The sequence below is a fragment of the Cellulomonas sp. Leaf395 genome, from assembly GCF_001424125.1.
In the GTDB taxonomy this organism is placed as follows: Bacteria; Actinomycetota; Actinomycetes; order Actinomycetales; family Cellulomonadaceae; genus Cellulomonas.
Genome location: NZ_LMQI01000005.1, coordinates 715,225 through 737,650 on the forward strand (window position 1 = coordinate 715,225; position 22,426 = coordinate 737,650).

Below are 22,426 nucleotides of genomic sequence, written 5' to 3' on the forward strand. Positions count from 1 at the left end.
TCCTGCTGCACGGCCCCGATAGCCCAACCGGCAGAGGCGTTCGGCTCAAACCCGATCCAGTGTGGGTTCGAATCCCACTCGGGGCACCATGTTTTCGCAGTTCAGAGGCCTCGTCGAACCGTCTGTCCCCACGGGCCCCCAATTCTGTCCCCACCGACCGCACATGGGGTCCCGGCAAGCGTCGAGAAGCGGGTCCGACGGACCGTCGAGACGGCGACCGGCAGGCTCGAGGACAAGGGGCACCGTCGGGCTGTGCACCTCGACGACAATCTGATCCGCGTGCACGTCGGCGTACTCGGCGGGCACAAGCTTGAAGCGCTCGAGCCGACGACGGAACCGGCACGACGGAGCTGCGGCGGCTCGAGCGCTTTCGCACCCGGCGCTAGCGCAACGCGCAGCGCGCTCGAACGGCTGGGAGACGAGATCGTCATCGCCGCGGTGCTGCCCGCCGACCCAGAGCATCGCGCCCGAGAGGTCGCCGACGAGCTACGTCAGATCGCGCTCCGCGCGCGTGCTGCGACTACCCCGGGTTTCACCGACGACGATTGGCCGTCGATCCGGGCAGTCGCCACCGTGAGCCTGCAGGCCTGCGCCGACGGACCGCTCCTGCTCCAGGAGCAGCACCGGGACATCCGCCGGGAGAAGGCGCAGTGGGCCTCGAGGCTGTCGTAGGCGAGCAGTGCCGCGGTCGCGTCCGCCTGGCGCGTCCGCACAACGACCTGCGCACATCGGAGATCGACCCGAGTGCTCCACCATCGGGTGGCTCCGCGACGCGGGACGGCCCGCGGGGACGGAAGGGCCCTCTCCTGAACCGATCCCTATCAGGCGAGGAGCTTCCAGGCGCTCCGGGCAGTTCCCGGAGCGACGCCTGCCGTCCACCACTGCGCCTGGTCGGTGTGACCGAGATAGGTCACCTTCTCGCCGCCGAAGTTGACGGTTGCCGCGCTCCACGCGGGGTAGGAGCCGGCAGGCACCGGCGCCGGCACCTCGGACCACGGACCTCCGACTCCACCGGGGGCCTGGTTGCGCGTCCACCACATCGCCTTGTACTTCTTGCCGTTGTAGACGACCACGTCACCGGTGGTGAACACGCGCGTGACCGCCCGAGACCTCGTCGCGCAGCCACTCTCTGCCCGACCTACAACGCGACACCGTCCGCATAGACGAGTCGCGGCACGCCCGCGACTCCCGGCACCGTCGGGTCGGCGTCGAGCAGCTCGTGCTCCTCCACCAGCACCCGCCAGTCCGACTCGACCGACCCGGGCTGCCGCAGACTGGGAGACCCCTCGCTCTCGGGCAGCAGCACGGACCCGGTCCAGGTGGCCCGGAACGCGCCGGCCTCCTCGACGCTCACCGCGAGCAGCGCAGACGCCGAGACGGTCGACCACTCCAGATCGCCGGCCCCCGCGACCCTGCTCTGGACGGTCGCCCGCACGGTCCGCGACTGCTGCAGCCGGGAGGCCCGGGTCGCCGCGTCGCCGGTCGGGCTGTCGGCGCTCAGCTGGTCACCCTGGAACTCCGGGCCGCCGTGCGGGTCGAACCGCAGCCAGCTCACGACGCCGGTCAGAGTGACCTGGACGTGCCCCGGGTCGGGACGGCTCACGGTGAGCGTGCGGGAGGGAAGGGGCTGCACCCAGCCCGTCAGCGCGACCGGCGAGAGCGAGCAGCCCTCGATCGACTGCGGCTGGAAGCGAGCGACGGCCAGGCGCACGAACGGCCACAGCGCGGGGGTCTCCTGCAGTGCGACGTCGACGAACCAGCGTCCGGTGGCCTCGTCGAACTCCGGCTGGTAGCCGAGCACTCTGACCGCGGGGTGCCCACGCACGTCCCGCAGCGGCACGGACGCGGCTACCGCGACCGGGTTCCCGGGGCCGTCCGGCCAGCCGCGGTCGCGCCCGCCGAACACCTCGCCGTCGAGCGGCGGACGGATCCCGACCGCCTCGGCTGCGCCCGTCTCGACCACGTCGAGCACCAGCTGGTCGAACGTGAGCAGCGGCGGCACGGTCGGGTTGGTCGTCGCACCGCCGTGCTGGACGATCGGGTCCGCTGCCCACAGGCTCGTCGCGCCGTCGGGCGCCTGCCTGGCTTTGGCCTGGCGGGACCACGTGCCGTCCCCGTCCTGCACCCACTCGTCGGTGTCGAACACGAGGACGCCCAGCAGCTCACCGTCACCCGAGGAGAACCACGGGCGCGCCAGCCAGACGCGGACGCCCGAGCGGCGGACCTGCCGCCACGCGAACGGGTCGGCCGGCTCGGGCTGCTGCTCCCAGCGCAGCAGCGGCACGGCGTCGAGCACCAAGGGCGCCGCCGGGCGTGCGGACGACGGGATGTCGAGCACCACGGCCTCGCCGGGCACGGGATCGGCCGGGATCTGGTCGGGCGGGAAGAACTCGGCGTAGCGGGTGGCCCCGCTCGGAACGTAGGTGACCCGCCGGTAGTGGGTGTCCTCGAAGGTCTGCAGCATCCGGTGGAACCCGATGCCGCCGAGCGCCTGCGCGAGAGGACCGGTCGGCAGGAAGTCGTGGAGGAACAGCACTCCGGTCGTCTCGCGCTCCGCAACCGCCGAGCGCACGACGACGTCGGACTTCGACACCACCTGCGGCGTCGACGCCGTCGGGTCGTCGACCGTCTCGGTCCACGACGCCCGGACGACCACCGTGTCCGTGCTCGCGCCGTGCACGTCGAGCAGCCCGGTGAAGGCGGCGACCGAACGGCCGGGCGGACGCAGGAACAGGTCGAGCACCGTGAGCTCGGGAGGCCGCACCGGCGTCGGCACCGCGTGCACCAGGCGGACGTCGGTCGAGGGCGTGAGCCACCAGGTCCACCCGGACGACGCGGCGCGCATGAGGGCGGCTGCGGCGATCACCTCGTCCGTGGTGTACCCGTCGGTGGGGTCGACCGCGCTGGCCAGGTGCGACCTCCACAGGCCGAACTTGTCGAGCGAGCTCGCGTCCAGGGTGCTCGACACGGCGACGCGGACCTGTTCGCCCGGCGGCAGCTGCACATGCACCTCGTGACCGACGACCTGAGCGCCGAGGACCTCACCGGCCTCGACGACGAGCCGCAGCGGCTGCAGGGACGGCCACACGCCGGGGTAGGGCACCGAGACCGCCTGGAGGGCGCGCGGCTCCGGCAGCACGTGCGGCGCGCCCGCCTCGTAGAAGACCAGCGAGATCCCGGTCGCGTACGGGTCGGGCAGGTACGGGAGTCGCAACGCGTCGGTGTCGTGCACGACGTACTGGCCCTCACCGATGGGTCGACCGCGGTCGGCCGTGATCTCGGCGAGGGTCGCCCGGTGGGCCGAGCCCGTGTCGGCCCCGGGACGGTCGACCAGCGCGATGCCGGGCTGCTCGACGGTCGCGGTGGCGTCGGTCAGGCTGGGCACGAACTGGTCGAGGAGCGTGCCACGCTCAGCTAGCGCGAGGGCGTACAGACGCTTGATCTCGGCCGCGTCGCCCGTGCCGATCGCTTTGTCGAACTCGCCGGCGGTCTCGGCCTCGAGCTGGGTGGCCTTGGGCGGGGCGAGGTGGCGCTCGGACGTCGCGGGGCCGCCGCTGCGCACCACCAGCGCGGCGGGCTGCTCCCCCGGTGTGAGCTCCACCCGCACGACGAGCGCGGGGGCCGGGACCGGTTCCCACCGCAGGTAGGGCCGCGGCGTCGTGACGACGGACCGGAGGGGCAGGCGCACCTCGTCGGGCAGCTGGAGGTCGTCGTTGGCGGCCAGTCCCGCGAACTCGCCCGCGTCGATCCGCAGCTGTGGGCGCACACGCAGGGTGGCCCGCGACTCGGCGAGGATCCGCGACGCCGCCGCGACGTCGTCGAACAGCCGCTGGACGGGCGCTGTCTCGTCCGGCGCGGTCGCCCGTGCCACCAGGTTCTCGAGCGTCGCGTCGAGTCGCGCGTCACCGGACAGCAGCTCGTCGGGCAGTAGCGCCGCCTGCGGCGGCTCCACCCGCAGGTGCTCGATCACCGCGTGCCGCCTCGCCTCCGCGACGCCGGCGCGGTCCCGACGCACGTATGCCTCCCGCACGCGGTCCAGGTGGTCACGGGCGGCGCCGACCTGACGCTCGCCCGGTCGACGCGGCCGACGCCGCGGCACCTGCGGGACCGAGTTGCCGGCCAGGTCGACGGCCAGCACCCGGAAGCTGTACGACGTGCCGTACCGCAGCCGGGGAAGCGACAGCGGCTCGACGCGCGAGACCGTGTGCGCGCCGTCGATCGGCTCGTCAGGCAGGGTGTCGACGACGGCCTCGGTCGCTCCGTCGGGACCCGGCGGCTCGACGTGCACGATAGTCAGTCCGGGCCGCGGCGCGGACAGGCTCCAGCCGTCCCACCCCGCGACGACCTCGTGCAGGTAGTACCCGTTCGTCTCGTCGCCGGGCGCCCGGTTCAGCGCGGAGAGCTGCAGGAACCCCACGTCGGGCTGGTCGGCCAGCACGCTGAGTCCGCCGGGCGCCGCCGTCACCGTGACTCGCCGGCGGTGCAGGCTGTGCCACTCCTTGGTCACGTCGTCCCACACCTCGATCCGGATGCCGCGCACGACGTCGTCCAGCAGCAGCTCGCGCGTGCCGTCGTCGACAGCCAACGCCTCGGCCTCCTGGACGCGCGCGCGCAGCTGGGCGGCACGCTCACGACGAGCGAGTGCGAAGCCCGTCGAGCGAAGCGTCCCTGGAGCGGAGGTCGCATGGTCCCCGTTCGCCTCGCTCGCGTACTGCCGCGCGAGGTCGCGCGCGTGCTGGTCCAGCTTGAGGCCGGACGCGTCCGGGTCGACGTCGAGCACGACCCACTCGTCGTCACCGAGCGGCAGCGCGCCGCCGACCCACGCGTTGCTCGACAGCGCCGCGAAGACGGGGCCGTCGACGACCACGGCGGTCTTCCGCGGTGGGAGCACCTGCAGGTCGGCATCGGGCGACGTGAGGGTCACGCTCACCCAGGTCGCGCGGGCGAGCGCTGCACGGGCCCGGGTGGCATCGACGCCGTCGAGCACGACGTCGACCGCCAGCCCGAGCCGCCGCAGCAGGGCGGGCGTCGACCCGAAGGAGCCGACCTTGGCGTGGAAGTCGTGCTCGGGTCGGTCCGGCCGAGGCGTCGGTGGCGCGGCGGGGTCCGGCTCCGTGCGAGGTGTCTGCTGCGGCTGCTCGGGCCGTTCGTAGTAGCGCCGCATGGCGTGCGCGTCAGCGATCAGCTGCAGCTGCGGGTCCCCGGACAGGTCCTGCCCCGCCAGCGCGTCCAGCTGCCGGGTCACTCGCGTGTCCGCCTCGGGATCGTCCAGAAGCACCTGGACGGGCGAGTCCTGGTCGGCGATCTCCGACTGGTACGGCGGCAGTGGTGGGGTCTCCCCGCCGTGGCCGTGCTCGGGGTCGGTGTCGTCGACCTCGGTGAGCGGGCCGATCGTGGTCAGTGCATCTCGGAGCCGGCGGCCGGCGATCTGCAACGAGCGCCGCGCGCGACCCGCCTCGTCGTCGAGCAGCCGCCAGAGCGGGCCACCCTGGTCCAGGTTCGCGAGGGTGCGCAGCATCCCGCCGGCCACGGGATCTCCCGCGAGGCGGGGCCTCGTCAGCGGCGCCGCCGTGATCGCCGCGAGGTGCAGGTCCACGGCGTGGTCGCTCATCCGGCTCGCAGGGTTGGTCCGCCACGTCTCGTCGGAGAGAGCGGGCGTCGGGAAGCCGTCGACCGGCGTGCCCGGGGGCAGCACGGCCGACCACGAGGCGGCGTCGGCGACGGACACGACGCGCAGAGGGAGACTCGTCCCGAGCGAGGTCTCCAGCGCGAACGTGCAGCCGGCGAGAGTCGTCGGCCAGTCGGCGGCTGCCGGGAAGTCGGACAGGAGAGCGCCGCCGACGAGCTTGTGCGTGAGGAAGACGGTGAGCTGGAAAGGGGCGTCATCGGCGAGCGAGTGCGGCAGGGCGGTCGCCAGGACGGTCGTGGGCATCGGTCCTCCTGCGCTTACGCCGGCACGGGCGCGAACGCGCCGCAGTACTCGGCCCAGTCGGCGTTCGTGCCCATGCCGTCGGGCGGCATGACCTGGTACATCGTCGGATCCCCCTTCGAGCCGGCCAGCTTGCGCTCGACCGAGATCTCCACGGAGGCGGAGAAGAACAGCACCCCGATCTCGACCACCAGCGAGGCTCGACCGATGAGCTTGCCGGTCTCGAAGTGGTAGGTCAGCGACAGCTCGAGCGTGATCGAGGCGCTGATGAGGCCGAGCACGTCCACCTCGCCGCGGATCCTGAAGTACGCGGTGAACAGTCCCTTGTCCGCCTCGAGCCGCAGGTAGACGCCGACGGAGATCGACACCGAGCCCGACGCGACGCCGAGGTCGACCGACAGCGACGCGCACGCCTCGAGCCCGAGCTCCAGGAGGACCAGCCCCTTGGGCGCCGCCCGCACCACGAGCCACCCGCCGCCACCGACGCACATGACCGTGAGCCGGAAGGGTGCGTCCTTCGAGCAGAAGTGGAAGCCGACGGTCATCGCTTCGCCGAGGAACGGCACCCGCGCGTCGGCGCCCAGCGAGATGTTTTCCAGGCTGAACACGCCGACCGACACGTTCGGGAGCGTGAGGTCGAACCCGGCCGTCACGCCCTCGGGAGCGACGTCGACGTAGGGCGGGTCGGAGAAGCCGTCGAACGGGATGAGCTCGCGCAGCCGGTCGACGAACGACAGCGGCCCGAGGAACCCGAGCCCGCCGAACACCACGTCAACCTCGGGCTTTCCCGACGACCCCGCGTGGAACCCGATCCGGCGGAACATCAGCTTCATCAGCCCGGCGTCGCCGTCGCCGATGAGGTTGAGGTCGAAGTCGACGATCTCCGCGACGATGTCGACCGCCGGCGGCGCGGTGGCGGACGCGCGGACCTCGACGTCGAGGTGCAGCGAGTCGGGCTTCGGCTTGAAGATGTTGGGCGCGCCCGGCAGCCCCCACGGCTTGATCAGCGGCCGCCACGACATCCGTGCGGTGACCTGACCGCCCGCGATCCCCTCGAGCATCTGCGCCAGCCCGGCGGCGTCCTTGGCGAGGTCCGTGAGCGTCTTCAGGGTCGCGACGGGCTTCTCCAGCGCGGACCGGAGCGCTGCAGGCACGCCGGGCACGCCGATGGCGTCGAGCAGCGGCTGCAGGTCGCCGGCGAGCGCGACGGCTGCGGCGCTCACCGCGTCGGGGTTGCCGGGCAGGCCCTGCACTGCGGCGATCAGCGCGTCGAGGTGGGTGGTGAGGTTGCCGACGACAGCGTCGAGCTGGTCCTTCGCGTGCTGGGCGACCGCCTGCGCTCCCCCGTGCGCGGCGTTCGCGACCTCCTGCGTCAGTCGGGCCTCAGCGTCCTCGAGAGCCTGCTTGAGCCGCTGCGCCTCGGTGAGCAGCTTGGTGACGGCGTCGACCGCGTCGGACACGAAGGCCGGAGCCTCGTCGAGACCCGCTTCCTCGAGCAGGTCCAGGAGGCTGAACAGCCCGAACAGCTTGGGCAGTGCGCCTGCCAGGAGCTCCCCGGGGTCGAACTTCGCCGCGTCGAACGCCGACGGCGCGTTGCCGCTCTCCCCGATCGCACCGAGCGCACGGGAGATCCCTCGGACGGCCAGGTTGGGCGCGACGAACCCGCCGGCCCGGTCCGACCCCTTCGAGAAGTCGACGGCGGGCGGCGCGCTCTTCAGGGCAAGGATGAGCTCGCCCGCGTTGGGTTCGCCGGGGACCGGCTTGGCGTCGAGCGCCCGTGCCGGGAGGCCGTTCGCGAGGTACGGCTTGGCGAAGACGAGGTCCACTGCCGGAGCCTGCGGGGCGAGGTGCCGCATCGACGGCACGATCGACCGCGTCTCGGTGAGGAACGGCCGGCTCGTCACGTTGGCGGAGTCGATCTCACCGTCGAAGATCAGGTGCCCGACCTCGATCGACGTGTCGCCCGCCTTGACAGGCTTCGCCACCGCCAGCGTCTGCCCGCGTCCCTGGATGTGCCGCACCGGGAAGTACCGCGGCGAGGCGTCCTCGGCGTGGAAGACGAACGTCTGCGGTCCGTCCTTGCCTGCCTGAACGAACACGAGCGGGGCTGGCCAGCTCCGCGTCTCGCCACCACGGTCGACGGTCGTGAGCGTGAACGGGAACGGGACACCGTTGCGCGTCGGCACGAACGGCTGCTGGTCCTCTGGCGGCTTGTCGATGTCCGGCGTGACCAGCGGGCTGACCGTGACCTGGCCAAACGGGTTGTCGAGGTCAGTCGGCGGGTACGTCCGCGTGGGCTGCCGCACGATGATGAACCAGCGCTGCCACAGGTACGCGACCGGGGTGTCTCGGTGCTTGACCTCCCGCTCCGTGATCTTGACCAGGAAGCACCGGTGCCCGAACGGGAACAGGATCCCCGGGTACGCCACCCGGACGTACCCGTCGCGCCCCATGAACGCCTGGTGCCGATAGTCGACGATGTTGGCGGGGAACTCCCAGGACTGCTTCCAGTCGAACCAGGCGCCGAGGCTGGACAGGCTCAGGCGGGAGACCTCGAGCGGCGTGCGTGCGTTCTCCGGGTTGCCGCCATGGGTCTGCGTGACGATCGCGGTGCGGTCGAACGGGACGAGCGGCTGGTCGAAGCCGGGCGGCGGGAGCTCGTCGTCGCGGGTCCACAGCGCGCGGACGATGCGCTGGTCGGCGTCGTCGTCGTCGACGGTCCCGTCGGCCCTGCGGACCGTCAGGTGTGTGCGCCAGAGCTCCGACCGGTCGCTCGGACCCTTCGGGCTCGTCTCGTGGCGGAACGCGCCCCGCGCACTCGGCGAGACGATCAGGCGGTACGGGGCCTCGATCGCGGTCTCCACGTCGCGCGGCGGTTCGATGCCCGAGCCGTTCGACTCGCCGTTCTCGGTCGCGCCGGGCGCCACCCGCAGCCGCAGGGTCTGGATCGCGTCGAGAACCTTCTCGAGCGTGTAGGTGATCCGGGTGCCTTCGGGCACCTCGTAGACGAGCCGCGTCGGCCCGGCCGCGACGTGACGCGACGGACTCCCCGGCTTCGCGGGAGGGGGTGGCGGCGCTCCCGCCTGCCAGACCTCCTCGCCCACGTGCTGCGGGGGGAAGTGGACGACGAGCGACGCATCGGGACCAGCGACCAGCTCCGCGCCGCCGTCGGTCGGTTCGACCGTGCAGCCGAGAGCCTCCAGCCTCAGGTCGACCAGGTCGCGGGTGCGCAGGAGCCTCGTGTCGACCGACTGCGGCCGTTCGTCCGGCTGGCCCATGCAGCACCGCCCCCTCGCCGCGCCCGCTTCGTGCCGTTTTGGGCGCCTTCGAGAGCGATCATGCTCCGGTTCACGTCTTCCCGCTACGCCTTTCGGGTGAACGTCGCCCGCGCGCCCGGTGGTGGACCCCGCGTCCGCCCGACGTCGACGTCGCCGTGGCCGAGTCAGGCGTCGGCGACGTCCTCACCCTCGGCCGGCTCGCTGGCGTGCCGGCGCTCGTCGGTCGGCTCGGCCGTCGACGATGCGGCAGCACCCTCGGCGGGCTCGGTCGCGTGAGCCCGGGTCTCGTCGTCGGGGAGCGGCGGGATATCCGTGGTCATCGATCTGCCTCCTCTGCGTGCGCCCGGCGGCGCCCTCGTCCTCTCGACCGTACGCCCGTGGCGCGCTCCTGCACTGTGGCCGGTCAGAACCCTTCTCAGACCGAGGCGTGCGCGGTGGCGGGCCACGGACAAGATCGCGGCAGCAGTCACCGACCTCGTGGACCATCCTCAATACGCGGCAGCGGCCAACCGCTTCGCGCACGTCCCCGCGCAGGAAGCCTGCCACTACGCCCAGCGCGGCCGATGAATCTGAAGCCATGCTGCGAAGCTGATGCCAGGGTGCATCGAACCCCCAGACGAGAGACCGGGCGCTTGCGACCTCGGGGTTACGTGCCCAGGGCGTCGCCGCCAACTCGTGCGTGCCGCCAGCGGCGCACACCTGCCTGCAACAGGAGGCTGCCGAGGAGGACGGCACCATGCGGATCGTCGACCTTGCAACCGAGCAGTGACAGCCCGATGGCGATCTCAGACAAGGCCGCTCCTCACCGCATGGACCGCCGCGGCGGTCCGGGACGGCAGGCCGAGCTTGGTGAGGATGTTGCTCACGTGCCGGTGAACTGTTCGCTCGCTGAGGTGCAGGTTCGCGGCGATCTCAGCATTCGTCTGGCCGTCGACGATGAGCCGGAGCACGTGTGTCTCGCGCGGGCTCAGGGCATGGTCGGCTTCGCCCGACAGCTGGCGGGCCCGGTCGGCGTCGGGACGCGCACCAAGGTGCTCGAAGGTCGCGAGGCAGGCGCGGAACTCCAGGGCCGCCCCCTCCTCGTCACCAACGGCCCGCCTAGCCTCGGCCAGGTGGAGGCCGGCGGCGGCCGCCTCGTACGGCGCGCCGAGCTCGCGCCACGTGTCGGATGCTGCTCGTAGTCGCGGTAGCGCCTTCGTCGCCGACCCCTGGGCGAGCTGCAAGCAGCCACGGATCGAGTCGGCGGTGGCTCGCAGCGCGGGCGTGGGGTATGTGGCCAGCGCGCGCTCGATCTCCCCGACGCAGCTGTCCGCCATCTCGAACTCGCCGCACGCGATGGCGACCTCGGCCGCTGCGGGAAGGATGGCCAGCCGCTCATCGACCTGGGTCAGCTCGGCCAGCGCGCGCCGGATGCCCGACTCCGCGGCAGCGAGATCACCCTCCCGCCACCGCAGCAGCGCCAACCCGGGCTGTCCTGAGTGCCCCGAGGTGACAGCCCGCTCGTACGCCTCTGAGGCGTTGGCCTTCCCCTGAAGGCGTCGCACGTCGCCAAGTTCGTACCACGCGTGTCCGACGATGAGTTGGGCATCGGAGGCGAGCCCGACGCACGTGTTCTCCAGCTCTTCTACGCTGCGTGTCCACTCGCCTCGCAGGCGAAGCAGCATCGCACGGTAGATCCGGCAGTTGCCGTAGTAGACGCCCGACAACGAGGGGACATTCGAGAGCCAGCCATCAAGGGCAGTCGACCACTCCGCGGCTCGCCTGACCTCGTGCGCTTCGTAACAGGACCCGATCGCGGCGCAGTACATTGCGCTCGTCGCGCGCACCGACGTCGACCGGGTGAGGATCCGGACCATGGCCTCGTCGAGCAGTGCGATGCCGCGATCGAGGAACCCGAGCTTCAGCGTCGCCCGACCCCGCATGGTCGTGGCGATCGTGACCAGATCGACGTCGCCGCGACCCATGCCGAGCTCCGCCGCCCGGTGCAGCATCCCCTCAGCGGTCTGCCAATCACAGCGCCCGAAGTGCCGGTAGGCCTGCGGGATCAGCAGCCATCCGTACTCCTCACTACCCGCTGCCTCGCGGGCGCGCTCGACCCAACCGGCGCCGATCGCGAACTCCGCCCGAGCGAAGGCGTGTGCACTCCACAGCCAGTACGTCGCGCGCGTCGCCTCGTGGATGGCCCCTGTAGCGACGCGCTCCTCGAAGCAGAGAGCCAGTTGCTGCACCGCCTCGGAGATCCGCCCACCGATCTGTGCGGCCTCCGCCCAATCTTCGCGATCCTCGACCGAGATTGGCGAGACGCGATCCGCCGCGGCGTACCGCTCACAGGCTTCGACCCACCGCGACGCGCTGTGGTGCTCGCGCGCGGCGCCCAGATTGTCATCGGACGCGGTCATCAGGGTTCACCCACGTCAATCCTGCCAGCCGGTGGCCCTGGGCAGGAATACCCATTCGGGCGCCGGGCAGGTCGGCAGTCGATGCCGAAGCCGGGTCGGTGCGTGCCGTCGGAATCTGGAGCCACACGCCCGAACCCGTCGGACGAAGGTCAGGAGGAACCGAAATGACCGCACCGTTCATCTTCGTCGGCACCCATCGGGTCAAGCCGGGCAAGCGCGATGACTTCATGGAGTACTTCACCGAGTTCTGCACCGGTGTCGTCGAGCCCAACGAGCCGCGGCTGCACTCGTTCTTCGGCTACACCGCACCGGACTCCGACCTCGTGACCGTCGTACAGGTCCACCCCGACGCCGACTCGATGGCCACCCACATGAGGCTGATCTTTAAGCACATCGGCGAGGCGTACGCCGACTACCTCGAGCCGGAGAGCACCGTGCAGATCTACGGCACCATCTCCGACGAACTGGCCCAGACGATTGCCGGAGCGTCGCAGGGAAGTAGGGACGCCGTCACCATCCGTGAACCCTTCGCCGGCTTCAGCCGCCTGCCGAGCGCGGAGCCGCGCCGTTGACTGGCGCGGGACCGCCGACAGACCATGCGGGAATGCGACGGATCCCGCTGGCAACCGGCGTCGAGTTGGCTGTCCACGAATTCGGCGCCGGSGAGCCGGTGCTCATGCTGCACGCGTGGAGCGAGACCCATCGCAGCTTCCAGCGCCTCGTGCCGCTCCTGCCGCGGACTTGGCGCGTGATCGTGCCCGACCAACGCGGTGTTGGTGACAGCGCCCAGCCAGACACTGGCTACGCCCTCACCGACTTCGCCGCGGACACCGTCGGCCTTCTGGACGCCCTCGGCCTGCACTCCGCCTGGCTCGTCGGCACGTCGAGCGGTGGGTACGTAGCGCAGCAGATCGCCGTCGACCATCCCTCGCGGGTCCGCGGACTCGTCCTGATCGGATCACCGGCAGACCTTCAGCGGCCCCTTCCGGTAGCCCTAGCGGAAGCATTGGATTCGTTCCACGACCCCATGACCCGCGACGACATCGGGCGACTCAACAGGATGCTCGGCGGTCAGCACCGGATCCCGGCCGACTTCCTAGACGACATGGACACCGCCGCCCTGACGATCCCAGCGCGCGTCTGGAAGGAGTGGCTGGCAGAGCTCCTCGCCGCCGAGCCTCCGTGCCGCCAGGGTCGGATCTCCAGACCGACCTTGCTCCTGTGGGGCGGCGCAGACGAGGTTCTTCCCGCTGAGCAGCTCGACACGCTCAGAGCGGCCATCGACGAGGTCACTGTCAGGATCTACGAGGGCACTGGGCACCTGGTGCTGTGGGAGCAGCCCGAGCGAGTGGCCGCCGATGTCAGGGCTTTCGTCGGCGTGTCAGCGAGCTGAGTCTCGTCGCCAAGCTCGTGAGCCTGGCGTTGCGTCCGTTTCGCGGGTCTGGCGGGGTTCGAATCCCACTCGGGGCACCTTGTGCCCCGCAAAACCACAGGTCAGAGGCACACTTCGTCTCCACGGCGGGTGATGCTGTGGGGACACTGGCGGGTCTCGTGGGGACAGAACTGAGCAAAACCTGCTCGCGGCCGGCGCCAGTCCTGCGAGGTCTGGCACCGCGCCCATGATCAGCAGGAGGTCAGGTCGGAACGGACGACCGGACATGGTCGACGTCCTGCGCGGCCTCCAGGATGATCGACCGTAACCACGCGTGCCCGGGCTCCAGCTGCTGGGAGGGATGCCACCACAGCGCCTCGACGAGCGGGATCACGTCGAACGGGCACGGCACCGTCCGAAGACTGTGTCCCCGCTGGAGCATCGGCACCAGTCGCTCCTGGACCAGAGCGATGCGATCGGTCCCGACGACGAACTGGGGGATCGCCAGGAAGCTTTCGACCACGATCTGGACGTGGACGTCGACGCCGAGGTTCTCCATCTGCCGCATCGGCGGGGTGAACGCCGACGACGACCTGTAGCTGACCACCCAGGGGTTGCTCGCGAGGTCGGCCAGGGTGGCCGTCTCCCCGATCGTCGGGTGATCGACATCGACGAGGCAGACCCAGGTGTCGGTGAACAGGTCGAGGTGCGGCAGTCCCGACGCGAACCCTCGCGGCAGGATCATCGCGTCGGCCTCGCGCAGCACCTCCTCGGCCCGCTCGATGAGCTGGGGAGTGTGCGGGTGGAACTCGACGCGGACCCCTGGGGCCCTTCCGGCGACGATCTGGCTGACGCCCGTGCCGATCACGCTGAGCGAGTAGTCGGCCACGAGGATGCTGAATGCCCGGTCGGAGGTAGCGGGGTCGAAGGTGGGGGCGACGGAGAACACGCGCTCCACACCCGCCATGGCCGACCCCGTGCGCTCGCGCAGCTGCTCGGCGAAGGGGGTGAGCTCGTAGGCGTTCCCGACGCGGACCAGCAGCGGATCGTTGAAGTGGCGGCGCAGGCGCGCCAGCGACGCACTCAGGGCCGGCTGGCTCAGGCCGAGCTTTGCGGCCGCGTTCGTGACGCTGCGCTCCCGCAACAACGCATCGAGCGCGGTCAGCAGGTTCAGGTTCAGGTTGGCGATGTTCACGGTCAGTCTCCCGCCGAACGGGCGCACCAGTGGGCCGCGATCCTGGAGGACGCCATGGTTCATCGTAGGAGCGCCTCCGGTGTCGCGGCGCTCAGAGTCCGTCGTTCTGCTCCTCGTGCACTGTCGCGTGCTGCAGGGCTCGGCTCAGGAGGTCGGGGCCGAGCGCGGTCGATGGATCGTCGAAGAGCCGCTCGATCGGCAGGTCGCCGATCATCGTCAGGATCGTCGGGTTGGCCAGGAATCCCGCGGTCGCGCCCGACGGGTCAGCGTCCTGTGCCACGTGGACGAGGGAGGTCCCGACGCTCGGGTCGGTGAGCCACTCACGGAGGGTCGACCTCCCGTCGAGGACCGTCCTCGGTCCGGATGCGACCCGGCGGACGGTCGTCTCCGTGCGGATGTCCCGCGAGGACGCCCCGATGTCGAGGGCGTAGGTGCCGTCGTCGACGACCCACCCGTCTCGCCGCTCGTCCCAGCGGGCGAAGTCACGCGAGGCGACCGTCGACCTGATCCGAGCTGACGCTCCCGGCTCGAGGTGGACCTTGCCGAAGGCGGCGAGCGTCCGCACGGGCCTGTCCTCGGTAAGGGGCTCTGGCCTGACATAGACCTGCCACACTTCTGCACCCGCCACGGCTCCGACGTTGCGCACCGTGAACTCGATGACCGGGTCGCCACTCTGGGCTCCGTCGTCGATCACGAGAACGTCCTCGTAGGCGAACTGGGTGTAGCTGAGCCCGTGACCGAAGGGGAAGGCGACCTCGCGCTCGGCGAGGTCGTACCCGCGGTACCCGACGAAGATCCCTTCACCGTGGAACACGCGCCCCCCATGCCCCGGGAAGGACGCGAATGCGGGCGTGTCGCTCAGGCGGAGTGGGATGGTCTCCGCGAGCCGACCGGACGGGTTGACCGCCCCGGTCAGCACCTGCGCGATGGCTGCGCCTCCGCCCTGGCCCGGCAGCCAGCCCTCGACGAGTGCGGCGACGCCGTCGGACCACGGTGCCGTCAGGACGATCCCGCCGTTGACGAGCACGACGACAGTCCGCTCGTTCACCTCCCTGATCCGCGCCAGGAGATCCAGCTGGGCGGCCGGCAGCTCGAGCGATGCCCGGTCGTACCCTTCGGACTCCGAACCCTCCCCCGGCCCGAGGAAGACGACGGCGACGTCGGACCCACGGGCGACGCGGACGGCCTCGTCGACGAGCGACTCCTGCAGGGCGGGGTCGGTCGAGTACCCGGCCGCAAAGCCCACCGGGCGTTCCAGGACGGCGCGCAGACCGTCGAGCGGGGTGTCGACACGCGTCGGTGCCGCGCTCGCGCTTCCGCCGCCCTGGATGTGCGGGGTGCGCGCTAGCTGGCCGATCACGGCGATCTGCCCACCCGTCGGGGCGAGAGGAAGGACCCCGTCGTTGCTGAGCAGCACGACCGACGCCGCCGCAGCGTTCACGGCGAGGCGGTGGTGCTCCTCATGATCGGGCGTGGACGCGGGGCGGGCGCCCCAGGTCGTGGCCACCCGGCGCAGCCGGTCGGCAGCCTCGACGACGACCGACGCGTCGAGCTCGTCGTCCTCGACCGCAGCGAGGATCCGTCGCAACGAGCCCTCCCCCGGTCCTGGCATCTCGAGATCGAGGCCTGCGCGAAGGGCGGCGACCCGGTCGTCGACGGCGCCCCAGTCGGACACGACCGCCCCGTCGAATCCCCACTCGCCTCGGAGGATGTCGGTCAGGATGCGCCGGTCCTGCGTCACGTAGGTGCCGTTGACCCGGTTGTACGACGCCATGATCATCGCCGGAGCTGCGTGCGCGACGACGTGCTCGAAGGCGGCGAGGTAGATCTCGCGCAGCGCCCGCTCGCTGACCTCGGCGCTCACGCGCATGCGGTCGGTCTCCTGGCTGTTCACCGCGAAGTGCTTGACGCAGGCGCCGACACCGGCGGACTGGACGCCGTCGACGAAGGCTGCGCCGATCCGGCCCGTGAGGAACGGGTCCTCGGAGTAGTACTCGAAGCCGCGGCCGCCGAGCGGAGATCGCTTGATGTTGATGCTGGGTCCCAGAAGAACGTCAGCACCGGCCGCACGCGCCTCCCGACCGATCGCGGCCGCGACCTCGGCGACGAGGTCCACGTCCCAGGTCGCGGCGAGCGCCGCCGGGGCGGGGAAGCAGGTCGCCGGCACCTTGCCCGACCAGTCGGGCAGGTTCATCGCCAGACCGTTCGGGCCGTCGCTCATGGTCAGCGCCGGGACGCCGTCCTCGGCTCGCGTGTGAGACATGTCCGCGCCGCTGAGCAGCGCCGCGGGCCTGGCGAGGTTCGTGGTCATACCTCGACTCCCTGCTGCGCCATCTCGACGCGATCCTCGGGGCTGTGCACGTTCCACAGACGGGGCATCACCGGGTCATCCTCCGCCGCGCGGCAGGTCGCGTGGAACGCGTGCGTCCCCCCGGCGACGCGGAGCGTCCGGTCGGAACCCGGCAGGTGGATGTCCGCCTCCACGCCGGCCGGCAGGTCCACCTCGACGCGGAGATCCGTCCCGGTGCGCCGCCACGAGCATCGGACCAGCCCGTAGGGCGACAGGTGGGCGGCCGAGGCGTGAGTGAGTCCCCCGCCGGGGGACGGAGCGATCCTGACCCGCTGGTACCCGGGCTCGGCAGGGCTGAGACCGGCGACGACGCGGTGGAGGAAGTCGACGACCGCACCGAGCGCGTAGTGGTTGAACGAGGTCATCTCGCCGGGGTTGATGCTCCCGTCCGGGAGCATGCTGTCCCACCGTTCCCAGACGGTGGTCGCCCCCATCGTGACGGGGAACAGCCACGACGGGCACTTGGTCTGCAGGAGCAGGTGGTACGCCGTGTCCACCGAGCCCGTCGCCACGAGCGCGTCGCAGACCAGAGGCGTCCCGATGAATCCCGTCTGGATGAGGTGGTCCCCCTCGCGGACCAGATCAGCCAGGCGACGACCCGCGATGGCCCGCTGTTCGGACGTCGGCAACAGGTCGAAGCAGAGCGCGAGCGACAAGGCCGTGACGGTGTCGCTCACGACCCGACCCGACGGCGTGACGAACTCGTTCTGGAACGCCTGGCGTGCGCGCACAGCAACAGCGTCGTAGCGCATGGCGAGGCTGTTCAGGCCGAGCACCGAGCACGCACGTGCTGTGATGGCAGCCGTCTGGGCGTGGTACGCGCTGGCCACGAGATGCGCGTCCGTCGCGGAGTCTCCTGGCCGGTCGGGAGGCGCTTGAGGGTCGAGCCAGTCGCCGAGCTGGAACCCTGTGGCCCACAGCCCGGTGCCGCGGGTGAGCTCGTCGACCTGGTCCACCCAGGCCGTCATGCTCGGCAGCTGCTCGTGGAGCAGTGCGAGGTCCCCGGTGCGCTGGTAGATCGTCCACGGCACCAGCACGGCGGCATCGCCCCACCCGGCGGCAGGGTCTGCCGGGAACCCGCAGTCGAGCCACGGGTGGAAGTTCCTGACCGAGCCGAACTCGCGCTGCTCGGCGGCAAGGTCCCGCAGCCAGTTCCGCAGCACCCCGGTGCTCTCGTACAGGAAGGTCGCCGCGGGGACGAAGGCCTGGATGTCACCGGTCCAGCCCAGGCGCTCGTCGCGCTGCGGGCAGTCCGTGGGTAGGTCGACGAAGTTGTCCCGCATGCTCCAGACCACGTTGTCGTGGAACTGGTCGAGAAGCACGTTCGAGCTGCTGAACCACCCGGCGCGGCGCATGTCGGAATGGATGACGCGTGCGACGACGTCCAGTTCCTGCCCGGCCGGCCAGCCGTCGATCTCGACGTACCGGAAGCCGTGCACGGTGAATCGGGGTTCCCACGTCTCCGGTCCCTCGCCCGCGAACGTGTACCGGTCGACCGAGGTGGCGGTCCGCAGTGGTCGCACGCACAGCTCGTCGTCCTCGAGGACTTCCGCGTGCCGGATCGTGAGCTCGTGATCGCGGGGGGCGGTCGCGGTCAGGCGGACCCGGCCGGAGATGTTCTGACCGAAGTCCAGCCGTACGCGTCCGTGCGGACGCCGCTGCACGATCGTCGGCGCGAGCTCCTCGACGACCCGCATCGCGGGCCCGGTCGGTCCTTCGAGGGTGGCGGTGAAGCCGGTCCGCGGAAGGACGGTCGCGGAATCCCAGCTGACCGTGTCGTAGCCGGGGTTGGCCCATCCCGCCGCGAACCGGCGCGCGTCGTAACTCTCCCCCTCGTAGAGGCCTGTGGCAGTGATCGGCGACGCCGTCGTCTGCCAGTCGAGCGGGACGAGCTCGAGCCGCCCGTCGTCGTGCACGAGCTCGAGCTGCACCATGACGGCGACATCGTCCCCGTAGACGTCCCAGAGGCCGCCGTTGAACCCAAGTCGTCCGCGATACCACCCGTCAGCGAGCCAGATGCCGAGGACGTTGCGCCCGGCGTGCACCAGGTCCTCCAGGGGGAACGTCTGGGTCCGGAGCCGGTGCCGAAAGCTCGTCCAGCCCGGTGCGAGGACCGAGTCGTCCGCTGGTGCGCCGTTCACCTCGAGGTCGTAGACGCCGTGGGCGGCAACGTACGCCCGGGCCCGTCGGACCGTCGCCGGCAGGTCGAACTCGGCGCGCAACAGGTACGCGGGTCGCGGTCCGGTGGCGGGGGCGTTGGTCGACGGCGAGACGAAGTCGACTGCCCAGTCGGCTGCGGCAAGGCCCCGCTCCACCACGGTCGGCTCCGACCAGGCGGTCGGCTCTGCGGTGTCGAACCACGAGCGGATACGGATCACCGCACGTTCCCTGGGCTGGAGCGGCAGCACGGGCCACCGGACGAGGACGGAGTCCGGACTGTCGATGCGCGTCCGCAGCGCCGCCCCGTGGTCTCGTGCCACCTCGATCTCGTACGCGACCGGGCGCGCGCCGCGATCCGCGCCGACCACCCGCCAGCTCAGGCGAGGCGTCGCCTCCGAGATGCCGACCGCACGGTCGACGTGCTCGAGACGGACGTCGACGACCTGGGCGGTCACCCCTTCACCGAGCCGGCGGTCAGGCCGGTCATCATCCGCTGGTTCAGGAAGAGGTAGACCAGCAGGGTGCCGAAGACATTGAGGCAGATCGCGGCCATGGTCGGACCGTACTCGACCTGGCCGAACTGACCCTGGAAGCTGAGCAGCCCGACCTGGATGGTGCGGAGCTCGTCGCTGTTGACGAACGTGAGGGCGATGAGCAGGTCGTTCCAGATGAAGAAGAACTGGACCAGCGCCACCGTGAAGATCGCGTTGCGCACGAGCGGCACGGCGACCACGAAGAACATGCGCAGGATGCTGGCGCCATCGAGCGTCGCTGCCTCGAAGACCTCACGAGGGACGCTGCGGAAGTAGGTCGCCATCATGAACACGGTCAGCGGGAGGCCGATGGCCGTGTAGGTGATGATCAGCGGCCAGAGCGAGCCGGTCAGGCCGGCGCGGAAGTAGATCGTGAAGAGCGGCAGCAAGATCATCTGGCCCGGAATCATGATTCCCGCCAGGAACATGAGCAGAACTGTCCCGCGGCCTTTCCAGACCATGACCTCGAGAGCGAATCCTGCGGCAACTCCCAGCGCGATCGTGAGGAACAGGGACGGAATCACGGCGAGGACAGAGTTGCGTGCGTAGGTGCCGAGATTTCCCTCGGTGATGGCGCGCGTGTAGTTCTCGAAGTTGAGCCAGTTCTCGGGCAATGCGAACGCCGCGTTGTCCAAGAACTCCGACTGCGACTTCAGGGAGCCGAGCACGAGCCACACGAGCGGGCCGACGACGACGATCAGGAGCACCGCTGTCAGGATGCCGGTACCGATGGACCGGGCCCGTCGACGAGGAACCAGGCGGCGCGGCGCCGAGGCGGAGCTTGCGGCGAGCGGCCTCGTCGTGGGAGTGGTAGCGAGGGACATGGACTCAGGCCTTCGTCAGGTCGCGGCGTGCGGAGCGGAAGATGAACAGCGTGACGACGAGGCACAGCACGGTCAGCAGCAGCGCGATCGAGCTGCCGTATCCGTACTGGCCGTACGAGAACGACGTCTGGAACATGTAGAGCGTCAGCGGCGTCGTGGTGCTCCCCGGCCCGCCGTTGGTGAGCGCAAGAACCGAGTCGAAGATCTTCAACGTCCCGTTGATGCTGAAGATGACGGCCGAGAGCAGCACGGGCAGCGACAGCGGCAGCACGACCGAACGCACGAGGCGGAGCCCGCTGGCGCCGTCGAGGCGGGCCGCTTCGAGCAGGTCGTCAGGGATGTCGACGAGGCCGGCGTACAGGAGCACGGCGTAGAAGCCCATCGAGCGCCAGGACTCCATCAGGATGAGGACCCAGAACGCCGTCGTGCTCGACCCGAACCAGTCGACGCTCTCGATCCCGAAGACGTTGAGCAGACCGTTCACGGGACCCGTGCGCGGCGCGGACTCGAACAGCTGCTGGAACAGCAGACCGACCGCGACGGTCGGCAGGACGACCGGGAAGAACGCCAGTGTCCGGACGAGGTTGGACGCCTTCTTCAGCACGAACACGTAGAGCAGCGCGAGCCCGTAGCCGAGCAGCACCTGCACGATGGTCAGGACGATCGCAAAACGCACCGTGAACGACAGCGCCTCACGGACGTGCGCATCGGTGAACAGCAGCTGGAAGTTCTGCAGCCCGACGTAGTCGAACCCGATGATCGCGTTGCCCTCGAAGAGGGTGTACCCGAACGACCAGATGACCGGGACGAGAATGATCAGGGAGTAGACCGTGAGGGCCGGGGCCAGCAGCATGAAGATCGCGCGGCGATCGCCTAGGACGTGCGTCATCGTGGTGTCTCTCAGTTCTGTTCTTCGGTGATCCGCCGGGCGCACCACCATCGGTGCGCCCGGCGGCGAGGCTCAGCCTGCGTCCAGGTCCGCCTGGACGGTCTCCATGAACTGCTCGGGGCTCACGCCTCCCGTGACCAGCAGAGACGCGTTGGTCTGGCTCGTCGTCGATGCCTTCGGCGTGAACAGCGCCTCGAACCACAGAACGGTCTGGGTGGTCGTGGCGATCTGGTCCTGCACCGACTGCGTCAGTGCCGGCACCTCGCCCACGTCACCGTCGACCTTGAACCCGGTGATGACGCCCTGGTCCTTGAGGGACTGCGCGCCGAAGTTCTTCGCGATGCACTCGAGCCACTGCTTGGCACCGTCGTCGTACCGGGACTTCGACATCGCCAGCGGCACACCGACGTTGGCCGCCAGCTGGTCGGCGGAACCTGCGCCGCCCTCGACCGCCGGGAACGGCATGAAGCCGATGTTGTCGTTGCCGATCTTGTTCGCCTCGGGGTCGTTGAAGTTCCCGAGGATCCAGCTGCCCATGTAGAACATCGCGGCGTCACCGGACAGGAACTGGTTGACGGCCGTCATGTAGTCGATGGAGTTGACGGACGGACCGAAGTAGCCCTTCGCGCCGAGGTCCGCGACCTTCTGGGCCGCCTCGACGTACTCCGAGTCGGTCAGCTTGGCGCTGCCATCGGCCACCTTCGCCAGAGCGTCCGGCCCGAGGCTCCGGTAGATGTAGTTGCCGACGAGCCGGGTCAGCGGCCACCCGTCCTGGCCGTCCGCGGAGAACGGCTGCACGCCGGCCGCGCTGAGCGTGTCGGCCGCGGCGACGAGGTCGTCCCAGGTCGCCGGCACCTCGATGCCGTTGGCGGCGAACAGCTGCTTGTTGTACCAGATGCCCTCGACGTTGAACTCGGTCGGCAGGACGTAGACCTTGCCGTCGTAGAGAGCCTCGATGGTCGACTTGGCCGCCGGGATGATGGCGTCCTCGAGTCCCATGTCCGACAGCTCGGCGCCGATGTCGACCAGCGCGCCGGACGACTCGATGTCCTTCGCGATCTGCGGCGAGTTGCCGCTGGCGAAGATGGAGGGCAGGTCCATCTGGCCCGCCTTGAGCTGGATCGACTGGTCGTAGGCGGCCTGCGGTGTGTTGTCGACCTTGAGCTTGGCGTCGGCCTCGGCCGTGCTGCAGGACCCGGTGGACAGCGAGGTGAACGTGTCCTTGATCGAGGTGTTCTCGGCGAACGACAGGTAGGTGAACTCCTTGTTCGCCGCACCGGTCGAGCCGCCGGCCGGGCTCGAGCCCGAGCACGCCGAGAGCAGCAGTGCTCCGGCGGTGGCGAGACCCAGGAATGTCACGACTTGAGTGCGCTTCCGTTCACGCGTCAACATCACACTTCCTCCTTGAAATGTTTTGGTGGCAGCGCATTGAAGCGCTTCAGGTCGAGACAGTAGACAAGCGTCCACGGCAACTCAAGGCGCGAGGACCCGGTAGAA

The 22,426-nt window shown here is 70.3% G+C and carries 14 protein-coding genes and 1 tRNA gene; 4 read left to right on the forward strand and 11 right to left on the reverse strand.

Annotated features, from left to right (window positions below; genetic code table 11):
* Positions 1–12 precede the first annotated feature (12 nt).
* Positions 13–89: transfer RNA gene (locus tag ASG23_RS17875), tRNA-Leu, on the forward strand.
* Between the two features lie 163 nt (positions 90–252).
* Positions 253–672: a hypothetical protein gene (locus ASG23_RS17880; RefSeq protein ID WP_056027795.1), complete on the forward strand. Its 420-nt coding sequence runs from the start codon at positions 253–255 to the stop codon at positions 670–672.
* A 149-nt stretch (positions 673–821) separates the two neighbouring features.
* On the opposite strand, the gene ASG23_RS20175 is transcribed toward ASG23_RS17880, so the two are convergent.
* The 5 genes from ASG23_RS20175 to ASG23_RS17900 form a co-directional block, all read right to left on the reverse strand.
* A complete protein-coding gene (locus ASG23_RS20175; RefSeq protein ID WP_056027798.1) occupies positions 822–1,091 on the reverse strand; it encodes a carbohydrate-binding protein in 270 nt (89 codons plus the stop codon).
* A gap of 47 nt (positions 1,092–1,138) precedes the next feature.
* Positions 1,139–5,932, reverse strand: coding sequence for a hypothetical protein (locus tag ASG23_RS20180; protein ID WP_056027800.1), 4,794 nt, complete (start codon positions 5,930–5,932; stop codon positions 1,139–1,141).
* 14 nt (positions 5,933–5,946) lie between these two features.
* Positions 5,947–9,207: a hypothetical protein gene (locus ASG23_RS17895; RefSeq protein WP_056027802.1), complete on the reverse strand. Its 3,261-nt coding sequence runs from the start codon at positions 9,205–9,207 to the stop codon at positions 5,947–5,949.
* Positions 9,208–9,371: 164 nt separating this feature from the next.
* On the reverse strand, positions 9,372–9,527 hold the full coding sequence (locus tag ASG23_RS20060; protein ID WP_157465735.1) for a hypothetical protein: 156 nt from the start codon (positions 9,525–9,527) through the stop codon (positions 9,372–9,374).
* A gap of 465 nt (positions 9,528–9,992) precedes the next feature.
* Positions 9,993–11,606: a helix-turn-helix transcriptional regulator gene (locus ASG23_RS17900; RefSeq protein ID WP_056027804.1), complete on the reverse strand. Its 1,614-nt coding sequence runs from the start codon at positions 11,604–11,606 to the stop codon at positions 9,993–9,995.
* Positions 11,607–11,770: 164 nt separating this feature from the next.
* Between ASG23_RS17900 and ASG23_RS17905 the strand changes: the two genes are divergently transcribed.
* Both ASG23_RS17905 and ASG23_RS17910 read left to right on the forward strand, forming a co-directional pair.
* Positions 11,771–12,178 (forward strand): putative quinol monooxygenase, encoded by a 408-nt coding sequence (locus tag ASG23_RS17905; protein WP_056027806.1) that lies wholly within the window; start codon positions 11,771–11,773, stop codon positions 12,176–12,178.
* Positions 12,179–12,210: 32 nt separating this feature from the next.
* Positions 12,211–12,999, forward strand: coding sequence for an alpha/beta fold hydrolase (locus ASG23_RS17910; protein WP_056027808.1), 789 nt, complete (start codon positions 12,211–12,213; stop codon positions 12,997–12,999).
* 241 nt (positions 13,000–13,240) lie between these two features.
* Here the strand turns inward: ASG23_RS17910 and ASG23_RS17915 are convergent, their stop codons facing one another.
* From ASG23_RS17915 to ASG23_RS17940, 6 genes are all read right to left on the reverse strand, one after another.
* Entirely contained in the window at positions 13,241–14,173 is a 933-nt protein-coding gene (locus ASG23_RS17915) for a LysR family transcriptional regulator (protein ID WP_056028598.1), read from the reverse strand.
* 91 nt (positions 14,174–14,264) lie between these two features.
* On the reverse strand, positions 14,265–16,484 hold the full coding sequence (locus ASG23_RS17920; protein ID WP_056027810.1) for a glycoside hydrolase family 3 C-terminal domain-containing protein: 2,220 nt from the start codon (positions 16,482–16,484) through the stop codon (positions 14,265–14,267).
* Complete coding sequence (locus ASG23_RS17925; RefSeq protein ID WP_082516314.1) at positions 16,481–19,138, reverse strand: family 78 glycoside hydrolase catalytic domain; 2,658 nt, start codon at positions 19,136–19,138, stop codon at positions 16,481–16,483. Before ASG23_RS17925 ends, ASG23_RS17920 begins: the two co-directional genes overlap by 4 nt.
* Complete coding sequence (locus ASG23_RS17930) at positions 19,135–19,923, reverse strand: carbohydrate ABC transporter permease (protein WP_235521226.1); 789 nt, start codon at positions 19,921–19,923, stop codon at positions 19,135–19,137. The genes ASG23_RS17925 and ASG23_RS17930 overlap by 4 nt, the downstream gene beginning before the upstream one ends.
* 121 nt (positions 19,924–20,044) lie before the next feature.
* The gene (locus ASG23_RS17935; RefSeq protein WP_056027814.1) at positions 20,045–20,929 is read right to left on the reverse strand and encodes a carbohydrate ABC transporter permease; all 885 of its coding nucleotides are present in this window, start codon (positions 20,927–20,929) and stop codon (positions 20,045–20,047) included.
* 72 nt (positions 20,930–21,001) lie between these two features.
* On the reverse strand, positions 21,002–22,288 hold the full coding sequence (locus ASG23_RS17940) for an ABC transporter substrate-binding protein (RefSeq protein ID WP_235521229.1): 1,287 nt from the start codon (positions 22,286–22,288) through the stop codon (positions 21,002–21,004).
* Positions 22,289–22,426: the final 138 nt, after the last annotated feature.

Bases quoted from the DNA above. Each gene is read 5' to 3' on its own strand.
- ASG23_RS20180 (WP_056027800.1), bottom strand. From the start codon at position 5,932: ATGCCCACGACCGTCCTGGCGACCGCCCTGCCGCACTCGCTCGCCGAT.
- ASG23_RS17895 (WP_056027802.1), bottom strand. From the start codon at position 9,207: ATGGGCCAGCCGGACGAACGGCCGCAGTCGGTCGACACGAGGCTCCTG.
- ASG23_RS20060 (WP_157465735.1), bottom strand. From the start codon at position 9,527: ATGACCACGGATATCCCGCCGCTCCCCGACGACGAGACCCGGGCTCAC.
- ASG23_RS17900 (WP_056027804.1), bottom strand. From the start codon at position 11,606: ATGACCGCGTCCGATGACAATCTGGGCGCCGCGCGCGAGCACCACAGC.
- ASG23_RS17905 (WP_056027806.1), top strand. From the start codon at position 11,771: ATGACCGCACCGTTCATCTTCGTCGGCACCCATCGGGTCAAGCCGGGC.
- ASG23_RS17920 (WP_056027810.1), bottom strand. From the start codon at position 16,484: ATGACCACGAACCTCGCCAGGCCCGCGGCGCTGCTCAGCGGCGCGGAC.
- ASG23_RS17935 (WP_056027814.1), bottom strand. From the start codon at position 20,929: ATGACGCACGTCCTAGGCGATCGCCGCGCGATCTTCATGCTGCTGGCC.